Source organism: Cellulomonas fimi, assembly GCF_028527925.1.
Classification (GTDB): domain Bacteria; phylum Actinomycetota; class Actinomycetes; order Actinomycetales; family Cellulomonadaceae; genus Cellulomonas; species Cellulomonas fimi_C.
In genome coordinates this window covers 1-18,207 of the sequence record NZ_JAPESW010000045.1, presented here as the reverse complement: position 1 = coordinate 18,207, position 18,207 = coordinate 1, and the positions used below count along the sequence as shown (strand labels likewise).

General features: G+C 75.7%; 13 protein-coding genes and 1 pseudogene. 7 read left to right on the top strand and 7 right to left on the bottom strand.

Annotation, left to right across the window (positions count from 1 at the left end; translation table 11 throughout):
* Window positions 1-23 precede the first annotated feature (23 nt).
* From OMK64_RS16385 to OMK64_RS16370, 4 genes are all read right to left on the bottom strand, one after another.
* Window positions 24-1,334, bottom strand: coding sequence for a SepX/GlpR family protein (locus tag OMK64_RS16385; protein ID WP_272729426.1), 1,311 nt, complete (start codon window positions 1,332-1,334; stop codon window positions 24-26).
* Between the two features lie 63 nt (window positions 1,335-1,397).
* Window positions 1,398-2,006, bottom strand: a complete 609-nt coding sequence (locus OMK64_RS16380) for a GNAT family N-acetyltransferase (RefSeq protein ID WP_272729425.1) — start codon at window positions 2,004-2,006, stop codon at window positions 1,398-1,400.
* A gap of 128 nt (window positions 2,007-2,134) precedes the next feature.
* A complete protein-coding gene (locus tag OMK64_RS16375; protein WP_272729424.1) occupies window positions 2,135-3,373 on the bottom strand; it encodes a molybdopterin molybdotransferase MoeA in 1,239 nt (412 codons plus the stop codon).
* Window positions 3,374-3,535: 162 nt separating this feature from the next.
* The gene (locus OMK64_RS16370; RefSeq protein ID WP_272729423.1) at window positions 3,536-4,924 is read right to left on the bottom strand and encodes a UTP--glucose-1-phosphate uridylyltransferase; all 1,389 of its coding nucleotides are present in this window, start codon (window positions 4,922-4,924) and stop codon (window positions 3,536-3,538) included.
* Window positions 4,925-5,091: 167 nt separating this feature from the next.
* On the opposite strand from OMK64_RS16370, the gene OMK64_RS16365 reads away from it, so the two are divergent.
* On the top strand, window positions 5,092-5,739 hold the full coding sequence (locus OMK64_RS16365; protein ID WP_272729422.1) for a 5-formyltetrahydrofolate cyclo-ligase: 648 nt from the start codon (window positions 5,092-5,094) through the stop codon (window positions 5,737-5,739).
* 12 nt (window positions 5,740-5,751) lie between these two features.
* Here OMK64_RS16365 and OMK64_RS16360 read toward each other — a convergent pair whose 3' ends face one another.
* A complete protein-coding gene (locus OMK64_RS16360; protein WP_272729421.1) occupies window positions 5,752-8,325 on the bottom strand; it encodes a penicillin acylase family protein in 2,574 nt (857 codons plus the stop codon).
* 208 nt (window positions 8,326-8,533) lie between these two features.
* Here OMK64_RS16360 and OMK64_RS16355 point away from each other — a divergent pair, with 208 nt between their 5' ends.
* From OMK64_RS16355 to mscL, 3 genes are all read left to right on the top strand, one after another.
* Window positions 8,534-8,845 carry an FmdB family zinc ribbon protein gene (locus OMK64_RS16355; RefSeq protein WP_272729420.1) on the top strand — a complete coding sequence of 104 codons (312 nt, stop codon included), beginning with the start codon at window positions 8,534-8,536 and terminating at the stop codon, window positions 8,843-8,845.
* 248 nt (window positions 8,846-9,093) lie between these two features.
* On the top strand, window positions 9,094-9,789 hold the full coding sequence (locus OMK64_RS16350; protein WP_272729419.1) for an SAF domain-containing protein: 696 nt from the start codon (window positions 9,094-9,096) through the stop codon (window positions 9,787-9,789).
* A gap of 68 nt (window positions 9,790-9,857) precedes the next feature.
* A complete protein-coding gene (mscL, locus tag OMK64_RS16345) occupies window positions 9,858-10,451 on the top strand; it encodes a large conductance mechanosensitive channel protein MscL (RefSeq protein WP_272729418.1) in 594 nt (197 codons plus the stop codon).
* A gap of 38 nt (window positions 10,452-10,489) precedes the next feature.
* Here the strand turns inward: mscL and OMK64_RS16340 are convergent, their stop codons facing one another.
* Together OMK64_RS16340 and OMK64_RS16335 are read right to left on the bottom strand one after the other, a co-directional pair.
* Window positions 10,490-10,660, bottom strand: coding sequence for a hypothetical protein (locus tag OMK64_RS16340; protein WP_272729417.1), 171 nt, complete (start codon window positions 10,658-10,660; stop codon window positions 10,490-10,492).
* A 444-nt stretch (window positions 10,661-11,104) separates the two neighbouring features.
* Window positions 11,105-15,649, bottom strand: coding sequence for a PDDEXK-like endonuclease domain-containing protein (locus tag OMK64_RS16335; protein WP_445292857.1), 4,545 nt, complete (start codon window positions 15,647-15,649; stop codon window positions 11,105-11,107).
* Window positions 15,650-16,382: 733 nt separating this feature from the next.
* Here OMK64_RS16335 and OMK64_RS16330 point away from each other — a divergent pair.
* The 3 genes and pseudogenes from OMK64_RS16330 to OMK64_RS16320 form a co-directional block, all read left to right on the top strand.
* Window positions 16,383-17,531, top strand: a complete 1,149-nt coding sequence (locus OMK64_RS16330; protein WP_272729415.1) for a zinc-dependent alcohol dehydrogenase — start codon at window positions 16,383-16,385, stop codon at window positions 17,529-17,531.
* 55 nt (window positions 17,532-17,586) lie between these two features.
* Window positions 17,587-18,087, top strand: a pseudogene (locus OMK64_RS16325) (hypothetical protein); the annotation flags it as partial.
* A gap of 34 nt (window positions 18,088-18,121) precedes the next feature.
* The coding region (locus OMK64_RS16320; RefSeq protein ID WP_272729442.1) for a penicillin acylase family protein at window positions 18,122-18,207 on the top strand (86 nt) is incomplete at its 3' end.

Genomic DNA, 18,207 nt, shown 5'->3' with positions numbered 1-18,207 from the left:
CCAGGGTCGTTCGTGAAATCGGGTCACTCCCCCGCGGCCCGGCGCTTGGCCAGGACCGCGTTGAGGTCGATGCTGCCCGTCGTCGCGGCGGGCGGCTCCGCGACCTCGGCCGCGACCTGCGTGGCGGGCTCGGTCGCCGTGTCCGCCACCGGTGCGGCCTTCGCGGCCGCCGACGTGTCGGCGTCCTCGAGCGGGACCGGCTCACGGCGCGGGGCGGTGGCCTTCATCGTGTAGGTCGGGCGCGGGACCGGGACGGGCGACCAGGCGCCGTCCTCGTCGGTCGTCGCGTCGGTGCCCGACGGCGTGGTCCCGCTGTCGGTCGTCGGCTTCGCCATGCGGTCCGCGACGCCGGTGCGCACGACGGGCGTCTGGCCGGTCGACGCGTGCCGCGCGGGAGCCGGGGCCTCACCACGGTCCTCGACGATCCGCGCGAACACCTCGGTGCTGGCCTCCGACGGGTGCACGGCTCGGCCGGTCACGATCGCGTGCGGGACGGCGTGCTCGTGCTCGCCCTCGTGGGACGGCGTCGCCGGGGTGCGCGCCGCGGGATGGGCGGTGGTCGCGTGCTCCGTACGGGACGCACGGACGGTCGGCTGGGCGCCCGTCGCGGCACTCGTGGGGGCGGTGGCGGGGGGCGTCGACGCCCGGGACGCCTCGGCGACCGCGCGCATCGCACCCGTGCGCGGGCCGCCGGACACGCGGCGCTCGTCGGCCATGCGGGCCTCCCACGCGGCGTCCGCGGCACGGCCCGCGAGCACGGCACGACGGCCGAGCACGAGCACGGCGCCGAGCAGCAGGCTCGGCACGGCACCCGCGACCCACGTGACCGTCGGGGCGAGTCCCGCGACGGTCCAGCCGGCGACGGTCGCGACCACGAGCACGCCCGCGAGCACGGCACGGCGCCGCGCGGCCGCGGCTCGGCGCGCGACCGAGGCCGCCCTCGCCGCACGCGCCTGCGCGGCACGACGGGCCGCGTCGGCGGTGATCCTGTCCTGCGTCGCCGTCGGTCGGTCCACGGTGGCACCTCCTCCTCCGGGCCCGGCATGGAGCACCGGGAGCCCTGCGCCCGGGGTCAGCAGCCCCGGCGATCCGCCGCTCGTCGTCCCGCAGTCGGCCGATCCGACCGCAGGCGCCTCGCGCGACCGTCGGAACGTCCCCGACCGGCGGAGCCGGCCCGTCCGCTCGCTCACGGCGACCACGCGCAGCGCCTCCGAGAACCGGTCGTCCGCCCGGGACTCGAGCAGCTGCTGCCGGTGCCGCAGCTTGTGCGGCACCAGGTAGGCCCCCCACAGAGCCACGAGCGCCAAGGCGACGAGGCCTGCGAGATCGTCCACGTCACGACGGTAGGGGTCGTTCCGCGCACTCGCCGGGACCATATCGGCGTGTCGGGTGGCGCGTCACCCCGCGGAGGCTCCACGGGTCGCCCGCCAGCGGGCGAGCAGTCCGTCGGGGACCTCTTCGGTCGTGAGCGCGAACGTCCGATGGTCGCACCAGCGGCCCTGGATGTGCAGGTACCGCTCGCGCAGTCCCTCGTCGCGGAACCCGAGCTTCTCGACGACCCGCAGCGACGGCCGGTTCTCGGGCCGGATGTTGATCTCGACGCGGTGCAGGCCGAGCACACCGAAGCAGTGGTCCGTCGCGAGCGCGACCGCGGTCGGCGTGATCCCCCGGCCCGCGACGTGCTCCGACACCCAGTACCCGATGCTCGCCGACCGCAGCGACCCGTAGGCGATCGACGCGACCGTGAGCTGCCCGACGAGCCGCTCCTCGAAGTCGACCGCGAACGGCAGCGTCGCCCCCGACCGCGCCTGCGCCGACAGCGTGCGGACGAACGCGCCGAACGTCGGGCGCACCGCCGGGGGCGGCTCGGGGCTCGTGGCGTCCCACGGCTCGAGCCAGCCCGCGTTGCGCGACCGCAGCTCCATCCACGTGTCCTGGTCGCGCCGTCGCAGCGGCCGCAGCCGCACCGGCCCGTCCTGCAGGACGGCAGGCCACCCGACCGCCATCAGCGACCGCCTCGACGCGCGGTGTCCACGGCGGACATCAGCCCTCCAGGTCCGTGGTCGGGCCGAGGTTCCGCTCCGCTCCCGGCGCGTGCTGCTGCGCGCGCCCGCACCGTCTGCTGCGCGCCACCTCAGCCCTCCAGCACCAGGCAGTGGACGACCTGCCCCGGGTGCACGGTGAGGTCCTGCTCGCCGACGACCGCCAGCGCGTTGGCGTGGGCGAGGTCACGGACGGTGGGTGCGGACGGCTCGCCGACGGGCGTCACGCGGTAGCCCTCGTCGGGCGACCCCAGGACGGTCGCGGGCACGAACTGGCGCAGCCCGGGCGGCGACACCCAGCCGCTCGTCGCCTCCGCCGCGACGGACGGGCGGAAGAGCTCGGCGTGGCCGGCCATCGCCCGCAGCGCCGGTCGGACGAACACCTCGAACGACACCTGCGCGGCGACGGGGTGGCCCTGCAGCGCGAAGATCGGGACGGCGCGGTCCCGGCCGAGCTCGTCGCCGACGGACCCGAAGCCGTGCCGGAACCCCGGCGTCATCGCGACCTGGTCGAGCCGGACGGTCCCGAGCGGTGCGAGCACGTCCTTGACGGTGTCGTGCGCGAGCTCGGACAGCCCGCCGGTGACGACGACGAGGTCGGCGCGGACGAGCTGGTCGTCCAGGGCCTCGCGCAGGGTCGCCCGGTCGTCGGCGACGATCCCGACCCGGACGGCGTTGGCCCCCGCGTCGCGCACGGCGGCCTCGAGCGCGTGCCCGTCGGCCTCGAACGTCGCGCCGTCGCGCGCCCCGACCGTGCCGGGCTCGACGAGCTCGTCGCCGACCGACAGGAGGACGACGCGCGGGGTCGGGTGGACCCGCAGCCGGCCCCGGCCGAGCGCCGCGGCGAGCGCGAGCTGCCGCGCCCCGAGGCGCGTGCCCGCGGCGAGCACCTTCTCGCCACCGCGGACGTCGGACCCGGCAGGCCGGACGTGCTGACCCGCCACGGCGGGGCGCTGCATCGCGACCTGCGCGGTGCCGCGGTCGGTCTCCTCGAGCGGGACGACGGCGTCGGCACCGAGCGGCAGCGGCGCACCCGACGCGACGCGCACGGCCTGCCCGGGGACCAGGCGCAGCGGCGCCTCCAGCCCGGGGCGCACGTCGTGGGCCACGGGCAGCGCGCGCGACGCGGCGTACCCGGCGGCGACCGCGGTGTCGTGCGCCGCGACCGCGTACCCGTCGCGCGCCGCGAGCGCCTGCCGCGGCAGGTCGCGGCCGGCGACGACGTCCTCCGCGAGGATGCAGCCGACGGCGTCGTGCAGCACCACGTCGAGCGGCGCGACCGGGCCGACCGCGGCGAGCACCGCGGCCAGGTGGTCCTGGACCGATCTCATGCGCGCATTCTGCCCTGCCGTCGCGTGCGTGCCCGCCGGACGCCTCGGCCGTGTCGGCCGTGGTCGGCCACGACGTCGGGTCCCGACACGTGACGAGGGCCGCCGGCGACGCGGTGCACCGTCGACGGCCCTCGGGGCGGTCCGGACGGGGTCGGCGAGGGGTCAGGCGAGCCCGTCCGGGCCCACGGTCGCACCGTCGGGCACCTGCGACGGAGTGCCCGGGTCGTCGAGCACGGCGTCGCCGGTCACGACGACGCCGCTGCCGAACGTCCAGTCGCCGCGCACGCGGAGCGACGTCGCCTTCGCGAGCGACGGGGTCGCCGGAACGCGCGCGTCGAACGCCGCGATGACCTTGTAGTGGTCCTCGTCGAGGTCGACGAACGGCGCGTCGACCTGCGCGACGAGCCGGTGGTCGGGCTCGAGGCGGTACACGTCGGACCGCAGCACGAGCAGGTCGTTCGTCGTCTTGACCGGCAGGAAGCGGGACCGGTCGACCTCCAGGACGGCGGCACCGTCGAAGACCTCGATCGCCGCGCCCATGGCCGACTCGATCTGCACGACCTTGGTCGAGGTCTTGTCGGCCGGGTCGACGGTCTTCTCGTTGCGGATGAGCGGCAGGTCGAGCACGCCGCCCGTGCGGTCGAGCTCGGCGCGCAGCGCCCGCAGGTCGAGCCACAGGTTGTTCGTGTTGAAGTAGCGGTGCCGGTCGATGTCGCCGGCCGCGTCCGCGTCGTCCTTCGGGGTCTGCGCCGACTCGCGCAGCACGATCCGGCCGTCGGACTCGCGCACGACGAGGTGGCCGCCCTTGCGGTCCGCGGGTGTGCGGCGCGCGACCTCGGCCGCGAACGGCGCACCCGTCGCCGCGAACCAGCCGGCGATGCGCGCGTCGGGCGACGCCCCGAGGTTGTCGGAGTTCGACACGGTCGCGTACCGGAAGCCCGCGTCGAGCAGCGCGTCGAGCACGCCCGACGCGTGCAGCGCCGTGTACAGGTCGCCGTGGCCCGGCGGGCACCACTCGAGGTCCGGGTCCGCGGGCCACTCGACGGGCGTCAGGTCGTCGGCGCGCAGCTTGGGCTCGCGGTTCTGCACGAAGTCCAGCGGCAGGCCGTCGACGACCAGGTCCGCGTAGCCCGACAGCGCCGCGAGCGTGTCGTCGCGCGTCCGGAAGCTGTTCATGAGGACGAGCGGCAGGCGCGCACCCGTCGCCTCGCGCGCGGCGAGGACCTGACCGGCGATGACGTCGAGGAACGTGGCGTCGTCGCGGACCCGGAGCAGCGACTTGGCGCGGTCCATGCCCATCGACGTGCCGAGGCCGCCGTTCAGCTTGACGACCGCCGTGACCGCGAGCGCGTCGCGTGCCGCCGCGTCGTCGACGTCGAGGTCCGACAGGTGCGGCACGTCGGTCAGCGGCCGGACGCCGCTCTCGGGGATCATCCCCGTCTCCCCCGACTCGAGGAGTCCGTAGAAGCGGGTGAACACGTCGACCGCGGTCGGGTGCACCCCGCCGTCGGTCATCTTGCGCTGGGCCTGTGCGAGTCCGTGGGCGCTCATCTTGCGATGCTAGGTCGACGGGGTGCGCGAGCGCAGTGGCGGGCGTCACGCGACCCGTGACATTGGTCCGTCGTTCCCGCCCCCGTCATGTGCTGGGACCCGTGTCGTGTCGACGTTCACGGCCGAGACGCGCCCCCGACGCCGGGCGCGTGGGCCAGACTGGACCCATGAGCAGCGTCGCCCAGCCGTACCCGCACGCCGCCGAGGGCGACGAGGTCGAGGAGGTGAAGGAGCGGCTGCGGCGGTCGATCCGCGACGCGCGCCACGCCCGCTCCCCCCGACGACGTGAGGCGGCGGCCCAGGCGCTCGCCGACGTGGTGACCGCGATCCCCGCGGTGGCCGACGCGACCTGCGTCGCCGTCTACGCCGCCCGCCCCTCCGAGCCGGGCACCGTGCCGCTGCTGGACGCGCTCGCCGCGCGCGGCGTCCGTCTGCTGCTGCCCGTGCTCGGGTCCGGGCTCCAGCGGGACTGGGCCGAGTACGCGGGCGCCGACGACCTGCGCGAGCGTGCGCCGGGTCGCCCGCCCGAGCCCGGCGGGCCCACGCTCGGGGCGGCCGCGCTCGCCGAGGCCGACGTCGTGCTCGCTCCCGCGCTGGCCGTGGACACCTCCGGCGCCCGGCTCGGTCAGGGCGGCGGCTGGTACGACCGGGCGCTGCAGCACGCACGCCCCGGCGCACCCGTCATCGCGATCGTGTTCCCGGAGGAGCTGTACGACGCCGAGACCCGGCCCCTGCCGCGCGAGCCGCATGACCGCCTCGTCGACGGCGTCGCGACCCCCGACGGCTGGCGTCCGGTCGGCCCCGGCGTCTCCTGACCCCGTCGTCGCTCAGCCTTCCGGCGGGACCAGCGTCAGGTGGTCGGTCGCGTCGGCCTCGGTCGCCGCCTGCGTGAACGGCCACGGGAACGTCTCGCCCGTCGCCCACGCCTCGAACTGGTCGGTGTAGTGCACGCTCGCCGGGTGGCCCGACGTGCCCGTGAGGTTGACCCACGTCGACGAGTCCAGGTCGCCCAGGTCGACGACCATCCGCATCGACGGCGCCGCCGTGACCGCGTACGAGGGCGTGCTCGCGTCCCACGCGGTCGCGTCGACGATCGCCGAGCCACCGCCCACGCTGAGCGGTGACGGGTTCACGAGGCGCCGCAGCGCGCCCGGCAGCGACTCCCCGCCCAGCACCGGGTGCTCGGGTGCGGCGACGTGCAGCATGCCCCAGCGCCAGTCCTCGGCGTCGCGCCCGAGCTGCGTCGTCAGCTGGCGGCGGGCCGAGACCATCGCGCGCGTGAGGATCTCGTCGCGGCCCTCGACGACCGCGGGTGTCGAGCGGTCGTCCCACCACGGTGAGGACGGGTCGTCGACGAGCCGGCGCACGACCTCGAGCCAGCGCGAGTCGCCCGTGGGCGACGCGTCGTCGGGCAGGTCGTCGTCGAACGCGAGCCGCAGCAGCGTCTTCCACACGGCCGCGAAGTACGCGGCGGCCGGCGAGTCGGGCGACGACACGCGGTCCCATCCGCGCAGGAGCTCCTGCCCGTCGTCGTCGAACGAGTCCTCGATCGGCAGCGACAGCAGCGTGGGGACCAGCATGTCGGCGTACGGGTTGCGCTGGTCGGTCTGGATCTCGGCCATGTCGGCGGCCGTCATCGGCTCACCGGTCGCGAGCCGCTCCGTCAGGAGCGTGCGGATCCGCTGCGAGCGGTAGCCGTAGTCCCAGTCGTCCGTGAGGAACGGCCCCACGCCGCTCGGGGTCACCGCCTGGTTCGCCGCGACGACGAACCCCTCCGCCGGGTCGAGCGTGCGCGGCATGTCAGCAGGGTCGACGAAGCCCTGCCAGTCGTACGCGCTGTCCCAGCCGGGCCGCGGCCACGTGCCGTCCGACGGGACGGGCCCGCCCAGGACCGACGCCCGCACCGGGATCCGGCCCGGGGCCTGGTAGCCGATGTGACCGTCGACTGTCGCGAACACGATGTTCTGCGCGGGCACCTCGAGCAGCGCCGCTACCGCCGCGACGTCGTCCGCGTCGCGCGCCGTGGCCATCGCGAGGAGCGCGTCCGCCGTCCGGCCCGGCTGGAGCGCCGTCCACCCGAGCGCGACCTCGAGCTGCCGACCCGGCGCGCCCTCGGGCACGGGCGCGTCGCCGACGGCGTCGACGTCGAGCACGTCGGACACGATCGGCCCGTGCACCGTCTCGCGGACGTCGAGCTCGACCGTCTCGCCGCCGTTGACGTGGATCACCTCGCGACGGTGGCGGATCGGCGCGGTGGCCCCGTCCCGCACGGTCGCGTCGCCCTCGACCTTCTCCAGGAAGAAGTCCGTGACGTCGGCCCCGAGGTTCGTCAGCCCCCACGCGAGGTCCGCGTTGTGCCCGATGACGACGCCCGGCATCCCCGCGTTCGCGAAGCCCGTCACGTCGAACGGGCACTCCGCCGTCACCTCGGCGCAGCGCAGGCCGACCTGTGCCCAGATGCCCGGCGCCGAGATGCCCAGGTGAGGGTCGTTCGCGAGCAGCGGCGCGCCCGACGCGGTGTAGCGCCCCGCCACGACCCACGAGTTGGAGCCGACGCCCTCGCCGTCGCCCACGAGGTGCGGCACGGCGTCGAGCGCGCGCTGCGCCGACGCGAGCGCGGCCTGCAGGTCGTCGCCCGCGAGGTCGAGCGCTGTCGCCGACGCGGTGGTCGTCGCGCCCTGGCCGACCTGCTCGGCCGAGAGGATCGGCTGGTTGACGTCCTGCGGGTAGGCCGGGAACAGCTGCTCGACGCGCGCGACGTCCTCCACCGACGCGAACGTCCGCGCCCGCGCGAGCTCACGGTCGTAGTTGCCGCGCAGGTCCCACGCGAGCGCCTTGAGCCACGCGAGCGAGTCGACCGGGTCCCACTTCTCCGGCGCCGGCGTGCTCATGCGCGCCCCGAGCACCGAGTACTCGACCGCGATCTGCGACGGGTCCCGCGTCTCCAGATAGGCGTTGACGCCGTCCGCGTACGCCTGCAGCGCGTCGCGCGTCGACTGCTCGACGACGTCCCACTCCTGCTCCGCGACGTTGCGCCACCCGAACGTGCGGATCACCTTGTCCGCCGCGAGGGCGTCCGCGTTCTCGCCGACGAGCTCCGACAACCGTCCCGCGGTCACGTGCCGGCGGTAGTCCATCTCGAAGAAGCGGTCCTGCGCCGAGACGTAGCCCTGCGCACGGAACAGGTCGGCGGTCGTGGTCGCCGTGATCGTCGGCACACCGCGCGGGTCGCGCGTGACCGTGACCTCGCCGTCGAGACCCGGCAGCGTCAGCTCGCCGGAGACCTCCGGGAGCGGTCGGCGCAGCACGACGACCACGCCCACGGCCGTCGCGACGAGGGCGAGGGCGAGGACGGCGGCGACGGTCGCGAACGCGACCCGGACGAGGCGCAGGCGGGACACGTTGCGAGGGTACTTGTCCGTCCGGGCGCCGGGTGGCAGCACGCCAGCCCTGGGGACGGCCGGGCCGCGGGGTCCGACCCTGTCGTCCCGCGGCCGGGGGAATGCGGCCGGCGCGGGTGCCGTTACGATTGGCACTCGGACCATGTGAGTGCCAGGCCGACCGGACGTCCCGCCGGTGCCGGCCCGTCGACCTCGTTCAGGAGCTGCGATGCCCACCTACGCGTACGCGTGCACGGCGTGCGGTCACGCCTTCGAGATCCAGCAGTCGTTCTCCGACGCCTCGCTGACCGTGTGCCCCGAGTGCGAGGGCCGCCTGCGCAAGGTGTTCTCGGCCGTCGGTGTCGTCTTCAAGGGCTCGGGCTTCTACCGCAACGACGCGCGGTCGTCGGGGTCGACGTCGTCGACGTCGTCGTCGACCTCGTCGTCGTCCGCGTCCGGTTCCACGGGCACGTCGACGAGCTCCCCGAGCACCACGTCGTCGACGTCTGCCACGAGCAAGGCACCCGCCGCCTCGTCCTGACGCGCGCAGGGCCGGCCGCCGCGCCCGGGGCGATGGGGCCGGCCGCGTCGTGCTGATGCCGACCAGGCCGGCCGCCCTCGGCCTGACGGCAGCGGCGACGCCCCGCGCACGGCCCGCGCTCACGAGCGTCGATCGCCGGCATGACGTCGGGAGGCGCGAGCCGTCCACAGCCCGCGTCGCCGCACGGACGCCCACGGGGCGGTCCGCCGTCCCCTCGACGCACGCGACGGCTTCTTACCGTCGTCGACGTGCCTCCCCAGCGACCCGACCGACCGCACCCGGACCGTCCGCCACCGCTCGCACGTCACCGCGGCCCTGCCGCCCTGCGCGTGCGGGTCGTGCTGTGGCGTGCGCGTCCCGCCCTGCTGGCTCTGGCGCTCGCCGCGGCCGCGCTCGGCACCGTCGGAGCGCTGCGCCCCGCGCCGCCGCCGACCGTCGACCTCGTCGTGGCCGCCCGCCCCGTGCGCGCCGGGGCGCCCTTCGCCGCCGATGACGTGGCGGTGCGCGCGGTGCCGGTGGCGGTCGCACCCGACGACGTCGCCGTCGACCCGGACCTGGTCGTCGGACGGGTCGCGGCCGTCGACCTCGTGACCGGTACGCCCCTCGTGCCAGGCGTGCTCGTGCCGCCGGACGCCACTGGGCCGCCCGGCACGGTCGTGACCGCCGTGCGGCTCGCCGACGAGGCGGCCGGGGCCATGCTCCGGCCCGGGATGCGCGTCGACGTCCTGGCGGCGGCTCCCGACGAGGGCGACGGACGGGTCGTCGCGAGCCGCGCGCTCGTCCTGCCGGTGCCCCCGGCCGCTCAGGCCCAGGCCGATGCGACGTCCTTCGGCGCTGATACTGCCGCCGCACCGCCTGTGCTGGTCGCCGTCACGCCCGACGAGGCGCGCGCGCTCGCAGGAGCGTCCGCGACGGCCTTGCTCTCCGCGGTCGTCGTGCCATGATCGTCGGGTCCAGCGACAGGGTGCCTCTGACCGGCCCTGACGCACGCCGTGAACGACCCGGGGGCACCGTGACCGACACGATCAACAGAGGCCTGCGGGGCGCAGGCGACCACCTGCGCGGCCTGCCCAAGGTGTTCCAGGGGTTCAAGGACTTCATCTCGCGCGGGAACGCGATCGAGCTCGCCGTCGGTGTCGTCATCGGCGCCGCGTTCACCACGGTGGTCACCGCGATCCAGAACGGGTTCATCGGCCCGCTCATCGCGGCGATCTTCGGGCAGCCGGACCTGAGCGACCTGTGGTCGTTCACGATCAACAAGGCCGAGTTCTCGATCGGGCTCATCCTCAACGCGCTGCTGCAGTTCCTCATCACCGCGGCCGCGGTCTACTTCGTGATCGTGCTGCCGCTCAACGCGCTCGCGGCGCGGCGCAAGCGCGGCGAGGAGGAGGAGCCCAAGGCCCCGGCGGAGGACATCCTGCTGCTGCAGGAGATCCGCGACCTGCTCGCCGCCCGCCCGAACCCCGCCGTCGCGAACGACGCCGGCGCCGGAGCCGTTCCGCAGCCGGGCAGTGCGACCGACCCCCGCGGCGTCCCCGGTGCACCCGGGACGCCGCCGACCTTCCCGCCCGGCAGCGGCCCCTCCACTCCCCCGCCGACCGCCTGACCGAGAGCGCCGACCCCGGCGCTCCGACGCGTCGACCGTCACCAGTGCGGCGGTCGGTCCCGACGCAGACGCTCGTCGTTGGAGTCGGGCTCACGGCCCCAGCCCACGTCGCTGTCGTCGAGCGCACGCAGCGGCAGCGCCCGGTCGCGCGCGTTGTCGGTGGGTCTCGCGGTCGCCTCCCGCGTCGGTCCGTGGTCGGTGGTCGGCACCGCCCGGTGGGTCGAACGCAGGGCCGACTCGTCGGTCCCGACGGTCCCGGCGCGTCGGACCGCGCGGCGGGGGCCACTCCCCCGCCGGCCAGACGCGACGCCGGCGTCGCGGCGCCCGACAGGCACATCCGACCGCTCGTCGGGCGTCGCGTCGGAGCGTGCGCCCTCGGTGTTCCCCGCCGGGGACGGGTGCTCGGGGATCTCGCTCACCGCACGATGATCCCACCCGTCGGGCGGACCGGTCGGTGGCTGCGCGGCGCGCGGCGACGCCCTCGGGCGCGCGACCGAGGAGCTCGCCGCGCGTGTCGCACCCCGCGTCGTGCAGGGCATCAGCGCAGTGCGCGCCGACGTGCTGCCGAGCAGGCCGCACCGGTGTCGTGCCGGGCGTCGCCGGTGCGCGGGCCCGTCGTCGACCCGCACCGCGGATCGACGGCGGGGAGTCCGTCAGCGCAGCGCGCGGCTCACGGCGGAGCGGACCGCGGTGTCGATCCGGTAGGAGCGGCGCGTGACCCCGAGCTCGTCGCGGAGAGCCGCGGCGAGCTGCTCGCGGGTGCGCTCCTGGCCGTCCGAGAGCAGCCACGCGACGAGCTCGTCGAGCTGGTCGTCGCTGTACGCACCGATCGGCAAGCCCTTGCGCACGTCAGGTCGCGGCGCCCCGGGAACCCCCGCGAGCGTGAGCTGCACGGGCGTCGCGCCGGTCGTCACGTGCACCGGACCGGCCGAGGCGTCGGAGACCGAGCGGTCCGGGGCCGAGGACTCAGCAGCCGACGCGTCGGAGGCCGGGCCGCCCGCGTCCCACTCTGCCTGCCCGCTCCGTCGCGGCGTCGCCTGCCCGCTCCGTCGCGGCGTCGGCACGTCCGTCGGCTCGGCCGCAGCGGACCGGGCGGGCTCGGCACGGGTCGCGGCGTCGTCCTCGGCGTCCTCAGCGGCCGCAGGGACGGGCGACCCGGCGTCATCGGACACGGTCGGGTCGCCCGCCGCGGTGTCCTCGACGCCCGTGTCCTGGCTCCCCGGTCCGGCGTCCGGCCCGTCGGGGCTGGTCGTCACCGCGTCGGCCGTGGCGTCGTGATCGGCGGCGTCGCTGGGCGCGCCCTCGGTCTCCTCGGCGGCGCGGCGCGCGGCGAGCGTGGCCCGCACGGAGATGCGGATCGGGGCGGTGACGGGCGGCAGCTCCTCGACGTCGTCGGTCTCGTCGACGGTCGACGGGATGCCGAGGACGAGCGGCGCCTTGCGCGGCACCGCGGGGGCGGGCACCCGGCCGTGCACGGCACGACGGATCCGGTCGACCTCGGCCTGCGGGTCGAGGAACGCGGCGGCGGACCACACGCGCACGACGGTCCAGCCGAGCCGCTCGAGCCGGTCGGCGAGCAGCCGGTCGCGGACGCGCACGGACGGCTCGCCGACGTAGGCCTCGTCGTCGGTGAGGACGGCGACGAGCAGCCGGTCGGGCGCGTCGGGGTGCCCGACGACCATCGGGATGCGCGTGCCACCGGGGATGCCGTAGTCGACCTCGACGGTGAGGCCGTGCCGCCAGAGCCGCTCGGCGAGGTCGAGCAGGAGCCGGTCGGGCTCGCCGCCCTCGTCGACCGAGCCGCGTGCGACGTCGGCCGACATCGAGGTCGACGCCGCCGCCGACCCGCCCGCCGTCTCGGCCGCCTCGGCGGCGCGCAGGTCGATGTCGGTGTCGGGACGCGGACCGGGCGCGACCAGCCGCACGTCGTCACCGACGGCACCGGAGCCCCGCGACCCGGCGAACGCGAGCAGGTCGCGCAGCAGGCGCGGCCCGGCGGCGCGGACGCGCTCGGGGTCGAGGTCGTCGGCGCCGAAGCAGGACACGACGGTGAGCCGGTGCCGCGTGGCGCCGAGGACGTCGAGGAGCAGCGCGTCACCGCCGGGCTCGCCGACGACGCCGAACGAGTGCAGGACGCGCCGGTGCGGGGTGCGACCGAAGCCGACGGACAGGATGACCGCCTCGCGGCGCAGGCCCGCGACGTTGGCGAGGTCCGTCACGACGAACGGCTCGGCGCGCCCGCCGTCGAAGAACGCGGCGACGGCGGGGTTGCCGCGGACCTCGGTGAGGATCGCGTCGCGCAGCGCGTCGGCGTGCACGGCGGACGGGGTGACGACGGCGAGGGACTCGTCGGGCTGCATGAGCGCGTGGTGCAGCACGAGCTCGACGACGTGCTCGACCTCGGCGCGCGTGGACGCGACGGTCCCGGTCGCCGCGTCGGGCATGCCGGTGCCGTCGACGACGTCGAGCCGGACGAGCGGGCGGTGCTCGGGCAGCGGCGTGGGCGACAGCACGCCGTCGTAGCCGTGCGCGGCGAGGAACGCGGTCAGGTACGGGTCCCGGCGCGACGTCTCCGCGTGCAGGGCGACGACGGGCAGGACCGCGGCGAGCTCGCGCACGGCGGTCCCGGACGCGCAGCGAGCGTCGCCGACGACGACGACCTGCCGGCCGCGGGCGATCGCGGCGACGGCCATGTCGACGGGCAGGTGCGCGGCCGCGTCGATGACGACGAGGTCGACGGTGCGCGACGGCGGCAGCACCTGCGGCACGAGCATGGGGCTCGCGGCGACGACGGGACGCAGCCGGCGTGCGACGTCGGGGTGCCGGGCGATGGTGTCGCGCAGCGAGGTGAGCCGCTCCTCGACGAGCTCGACGAACAGCGACTCGGACTGCTCGCGGTGCTGCCGGAGCACCTCCTGCGTGTGCGCGGCGACGGCCTGCCGGACCGGGCCGGCGAGGCTCGCGACGTGCGCGCGGTCGAGCGCGGCGTACTGCGCGGAGAGGTCACCGAGCGCGGCGCCGTCGTAGCCGGCGAGCGTCGGGTCCTGCGTGAGGATCTGCTCGATGACCGTGCTCCACCACGCGAGGTCGAGCTCAGCGGGTGCGAGCGCGGGGTCGACGCGACGCGTCGCGAGGTCGTCGACCAGGTCACCCAGCCCGGCGGCGCGCAGCCGGTGCAGCAGGCCGGTGCGGTCGGGCAGCGTGTCGAGCGCGCTCGTGTCAGCGCGCAGGCGCGACAGCCGCTCGGTGAGCGCCGCGAACGGCAGCTGCGCCAGCCCGGCTCCGCCGGGGGTCGACGCGAGCACCTCGTCGAGAGACCGCAGGTCCTCCGCGACGGCCTGGTGCTCCTCCTCGATGTGCTCGAGACCGTCGGGCAGCCGGGGCCAGCCGCCCGCGGGGCAGTGCGCCTGCCAGATCTCACGCTGCGCCTGCACGTCGAGCAGCGCGGTGTGCAGGTCGGCGACGGGACGGCCCGGGCGGACCATGTCGCGCGCCTGGCGCCGCAGCCGTCGGCGCAGCCAGAAACCCATGTCGATGCCGCGCTCGGCCCGCCACTGCGGCGCCGCGGTCGCAGCGACGAGGTCGGCGGCGGTGCGCTCGAAGACGATCGGCAGGAACACGTCGAGCGCGCCGCGGACGCCGTCGAGCATCCGGAGCTGCTCGGCCCACGACGCGACCGAGGTCGCCTGCGTGAGCCCGGTGTCGGCCGCGACCTGCGCGGTGCGCTCGACGAGCGCGGGCAGGGCGCCGTCGAGCAGCCGCGAGATCCGCCGCACGACGACGTCGGCGTCCGCGCGCGTGCGCAGGTCGGCGCCGTACCAGGGCGTGTCGACGGGTCGGACGTCGAACGCGCCGAGCTCACCGGCCCGGACCAGGTCGGCACCGAGAGCGGCACGCCGCTCGGCGTCGAGCACGCGCGCGACGTCGGGCGTGAGCCGCACGGTCGTGCGCGGTGCGGGACGCGTCGAGGTCAGCCGGGCGAGCTGCTGCAGCGCGTCGTACGCCGACGCGCCCCACGGCGTGCGGGTCGCGTGCAGGTCGTCGACGTACGCGCGCAGCCGCTCGCGGTGCTCGACGAGGCGCGTGCGCAGGACGTGCAGGCTCTGCCCGTCGACGGCGGGCGCGTCGAGCGTCATCGCGCCGAGCAGCCGGCGCGCGGCGGCGGTGCGCCAGCCGGCCTCGGGGGCGACGTCGAGCAGCAGGTCGCCGAGGCCGAGCTCGTCGAGCCGCGCGGCGAGCGCGGTGGCGCCACGGCGGTGGCCGGGGACGTAGAGGACGGTGCGGCCGGACGCGGCCGCGTCGGCGACGACCGCGGCGAGCGTGCCGGTGACGTCGGCGCCGGTCGGGGCGTCGACGAACAGGTGCGCACCGGTGCTGAGCGCGTCGAGCAGGTGCTGCTGCGCGGGGTCGAGGTCGCCGACGCCCCGCTCGACGCTGGGGTCGCGGTCGCCCGTCACGGGCTCGGGCAGGCGGACGACGAGGCGCTCGCGGTCGACGTCGACGCCGGCGAGCGCGCAGACGACCTCGTGCTGGTCGATCGCGGCGGACAGCGCGTCGAGGTCGTCGACGAGGATCTGCCCGGGGTGCACGAACGTCCCGACGACGACCTTCTCGGTCAGCCGGAAGTCGTCGAGCACGGCCTCGCCGAGCGACGACAGGCGCGCGAGCGCGCCACGCGGGTCGAACCCGCCGCTCTCGAACGTGCCGCGCGCGACCGCGCCCGGGTCGAGCAGCGCACCACGGGTGCGCAGGGCGCGCGCGAGGACGGGGTTGACGTCGAGCGTGGGCTCGAGCGCGATCTCGTAGTCGGCCTCGCCCGTGCCGCGGGCGCGCAGCGTCACGGGTCGCAGCAGGACGGGCGCGCGGACGGTGCGGGCCTGCGCGGCCGACCGGGGTGCGGGCTCGGCGGGCCGGGTGGCGACGGCGAGCGCGTCGACGTCGTCGTGGTCGTCGCGCGCGGCGGGCCGCTCGGTCCAGGTCGCGACGCCGATCGCGAGCGCGGTGGGGGCGATGCCGTAGCGCTGCTCGTAGACGGCGGCGCGCGACGCGACGGCGCGGGCGCGACGGCGGGCGGTCGACAGCGCGGCGCCCTCCCGGACCAGGTTCGACAGGCGCGTGGGGCGGCCCGCGAAGAGCTGGGCCATGCCCGACGGGTGGGCGGCGGTGAGGTCGAGCGCGGCGTCGCCGAGCAGCTCCATGTCGGCGAGGGTCGACCCGCCGGCGGCCTCGACCAGCCCTTCGCGCCAGCGTTCGACGGCGCGGTCGACGAGGTCGGCCCGGGTCGGCGGTGCGACGAGGGCGACGGGGGCGTTCGGGGTCGCGTCGGTCGCGGGAGCCTGGTCGGGACCCGTGCCGGACGAGCGCGCGGGGACTGTCACCCCAGGAACGGTAACGGCAGGGTCTGCGGTCGGCGGCGTGGCGCGCCGAGGCTCCCCCGATGGTGTCGTCGTGGCGGCGCCCGGGGGCGTCGGGCCGCGGTCCTCCCGCGTCGTCATGCGGTTCTCCCGTCGTCGGCGTCGCTTCGCGGGTGCTGCCGCAGACGACAGGAGCGGGACGGTTCCGAAGACCCGTCCCGCTCCTGGGAAGTCAAAACGGTGCGCACCGCGCAGGGGGCAGGCGATGCGCACCGTCGAGTACGAGTGTGCGGCATGAGGGGGCTCTTGGTCAAACGTCCAGGCCACGCCGGGGGGCGAGTTTCACACGATCGGGTCTGCCCGTCTGCGCGCGCTCCAGCAGCCGCCGTCACGCTACCCGGTCCTGGCCCTCCCGGCACATCCGGACGAACGGCGACGACCCCGTCACGAGCGCCCTGCGGGCCGCGATCCGTGCCGCTCGTGGTCCCCGAGAGGCGGCCGCGACCCACGCGTGCCAACCTGTCGAGAGCGTCAGGCCTGCAGCGCGCCAGCACACCGCCCCGCGAGGAGACGCCCCATGCGCGCGATGGTCTACCGAGGCCCGTACAAGATCCGCGTCGAGGAGAAGCCCGACCCGCGGATCGAGCACCCGAACGACGCGATCGTGCGCGTCACCACTGCCGCGATCTGCGGCTCCGACCTGCACCTCTACCACGGCATGATGCCCGACCTGCGGATCGGGCACACGTTCGGCCACGAGTTCGTCGGCGTCGTGGAGGAGGTCGGCTCGTCCGTCCAGAACCTCGCCGTCGGCGACCGCGTCATGGTGCCGTTCAACATCTTCTGCGGGACGTGCTTCTTCTGCGCACGCGGCCTGTACTCGAACTGCCACAACGTCAACCCGAACGCGACGGCCGTCGGCGGGATCTACGGCTACTCGCACACGACGGGCGGGTACGACGGCGGGCAGGCGGAGCGCGTGCGCGTCCCGTTCGCCGACGTCGGCCCGTCGAAGATCCCCGACTGGCTGGACGAGGAGGACGCCGTCCTGCTCACCGACGCGTGCTCGACCGGCTACTTCGGCGCGCAGCTCGGCGACATCGCCGAGGGCGACGTCGTGGTGGTGCTCGGTGCCGGCCCGGTGGGGCTGTTCGCGGCCCGGTCCGCGTGGCTCATGGGCGCGGGACGCGTCATCGTCGTCGACCACCTCGACTACCGGCTCGAGAAGGCGCGGACCTTCGCGTACGCGGAGACCGTGAACTTCGGGGAGGTCGACGACGTCGTCGTGCACCTCAAGAAGGAGACCGGCTACCTCGGCGCGGACGTCGTCATCGACGCGGTGGGCGCCGAGGCCGACGGGAACCTCACGCAGCACATCACGAGCGCCAAGCTCAAGCTGCAGGGCGGCTCGCCCGTCGCGCTCAACTGGGCCATCGACTCCGTCCGCAAGGGCGGCACGGTCTCCGTCATGGGGGCCTACGGGCCGATCTTCTCCGCCGTGAAGTTCGGCGACGCGATGAACAAGGGCCTCACCATCCGTACCAACCAGGCGCCCGTGAAGCGGCAGTGGCCGCGGCTGCTCGAGCACATCCGCAACGGCTACCTGAAGCCGAGCGACATCGTCACGCACCGCATCCCGCTCGACGACATCGCGGAGGGGTACCACATGTTCTCCGCGAAGCTCGACGGCTGCGTCAAGACGCTCGTCCTGCCGGGCGCGAGCTGACCCGCGTCACCGAGCCCGCCGCCCGACTCCCACGACGCCCGCAAGGAGACCCGTCATGCCGTACACCCCGGACAAGCCCCCGCTGCCCGAGACCCCCGAGCAGCTCGCCGCGCGCATCCCCGGCTGGGGCGCCGACAGGGACCCTGCCGACCGCCCCTCGTACCCCCGCGAGCGCACCGACCTCGAGACCGGTGCGCACTGGACCGAGCCCGAGCAGCAGCCCGAGCTCGCGCCACGCGAGCGGTCGATCGAGCACGCCCGCCTGACGCCCGTGTTCGGCACCGCGCAACCGCTGCACGGCCTCTCGGGTGCGATCCGCCGGCACGCGTACGCCGCCTACAGCGAAGGTCGCGCCGCGCACTGGCTGCTGCTCATCGCCGGCGACCGCGTCGACGCCGTCGAGCAGCACCTCGCGTCGTTCGCGACGCTGCACCCGGACAACCCGGTGACCGAGACCGGCGTGCTCGCCGAGGGTCGGCGTCACGGGCTGCGGTCCCGGACCGAGGGACACCGCGTCGACCGGCACCAGGCCCTCGACCCCCTCGTGGTCGCCGGGCATCTGGGCACAGGTCGGCCTGCGCTGCGCCGAGGTGACGGCGGAGTGCCCGTTCGACGTGACGGGCTTCGCGAACGCGGGGATGCCGGGCGTCGTCATCGGGCACAACGCGGACCTCGC

Bases quoted from the DNA above. Each gene is read 5' to 3' on its own strand.
- OMK64_RS16380 (WP_272729425.1), bottom strand. From the start codon at position 2,006: ATGGCGGTCGGGTGGCCTGCCGTCCTGCAGGACGGGCCGGTGCGGCTG.
- OMK64_RS16375 (WP_272729424.1), bottom strand. From the start codon at position 3,373: ATGAGATCGGTCCAGGACCACCTGGCCGCGGTGCTCGCCGCGGTCGGC.
- OMK64_RS16370 (WP_272729423.1), bottom strand. From the start codon at position 4,924: ATGAGCGCCCACGGACTCGCACAGGCCCAGCGCAAGATGACCGACGGC.
- OMK64_RS16365 (WP_272729422.1), top strand. From the start codon at position 5,092: ATGAGCAGCGTCGCCCAGCCGTACCCGCACGCCGCCGAGGGCGACGAG.
- OMK64_RS16355 (WP_272729420.1), top strand. From the start codon at position 8,534: ATGCCCACCTACGCGTACGCGTGCACGGCGTGCGGTCACGCCTTCGAG.
- OMK64_RS16335 (WP_445292857.1), bottom strand. From the start codon at position 15,649: ATGGAGCTGCTCGGCGACGCCGCGCTCGACCTCACCGCCGCCCACCCG.
- OMK64_RS16330 (WP_272729415.1), top strand. From the start codon at position 16,383: ATGCGCGCGATGGTCTACCGAGGCCCGTACAAGATCCGCGTCGAGGAG.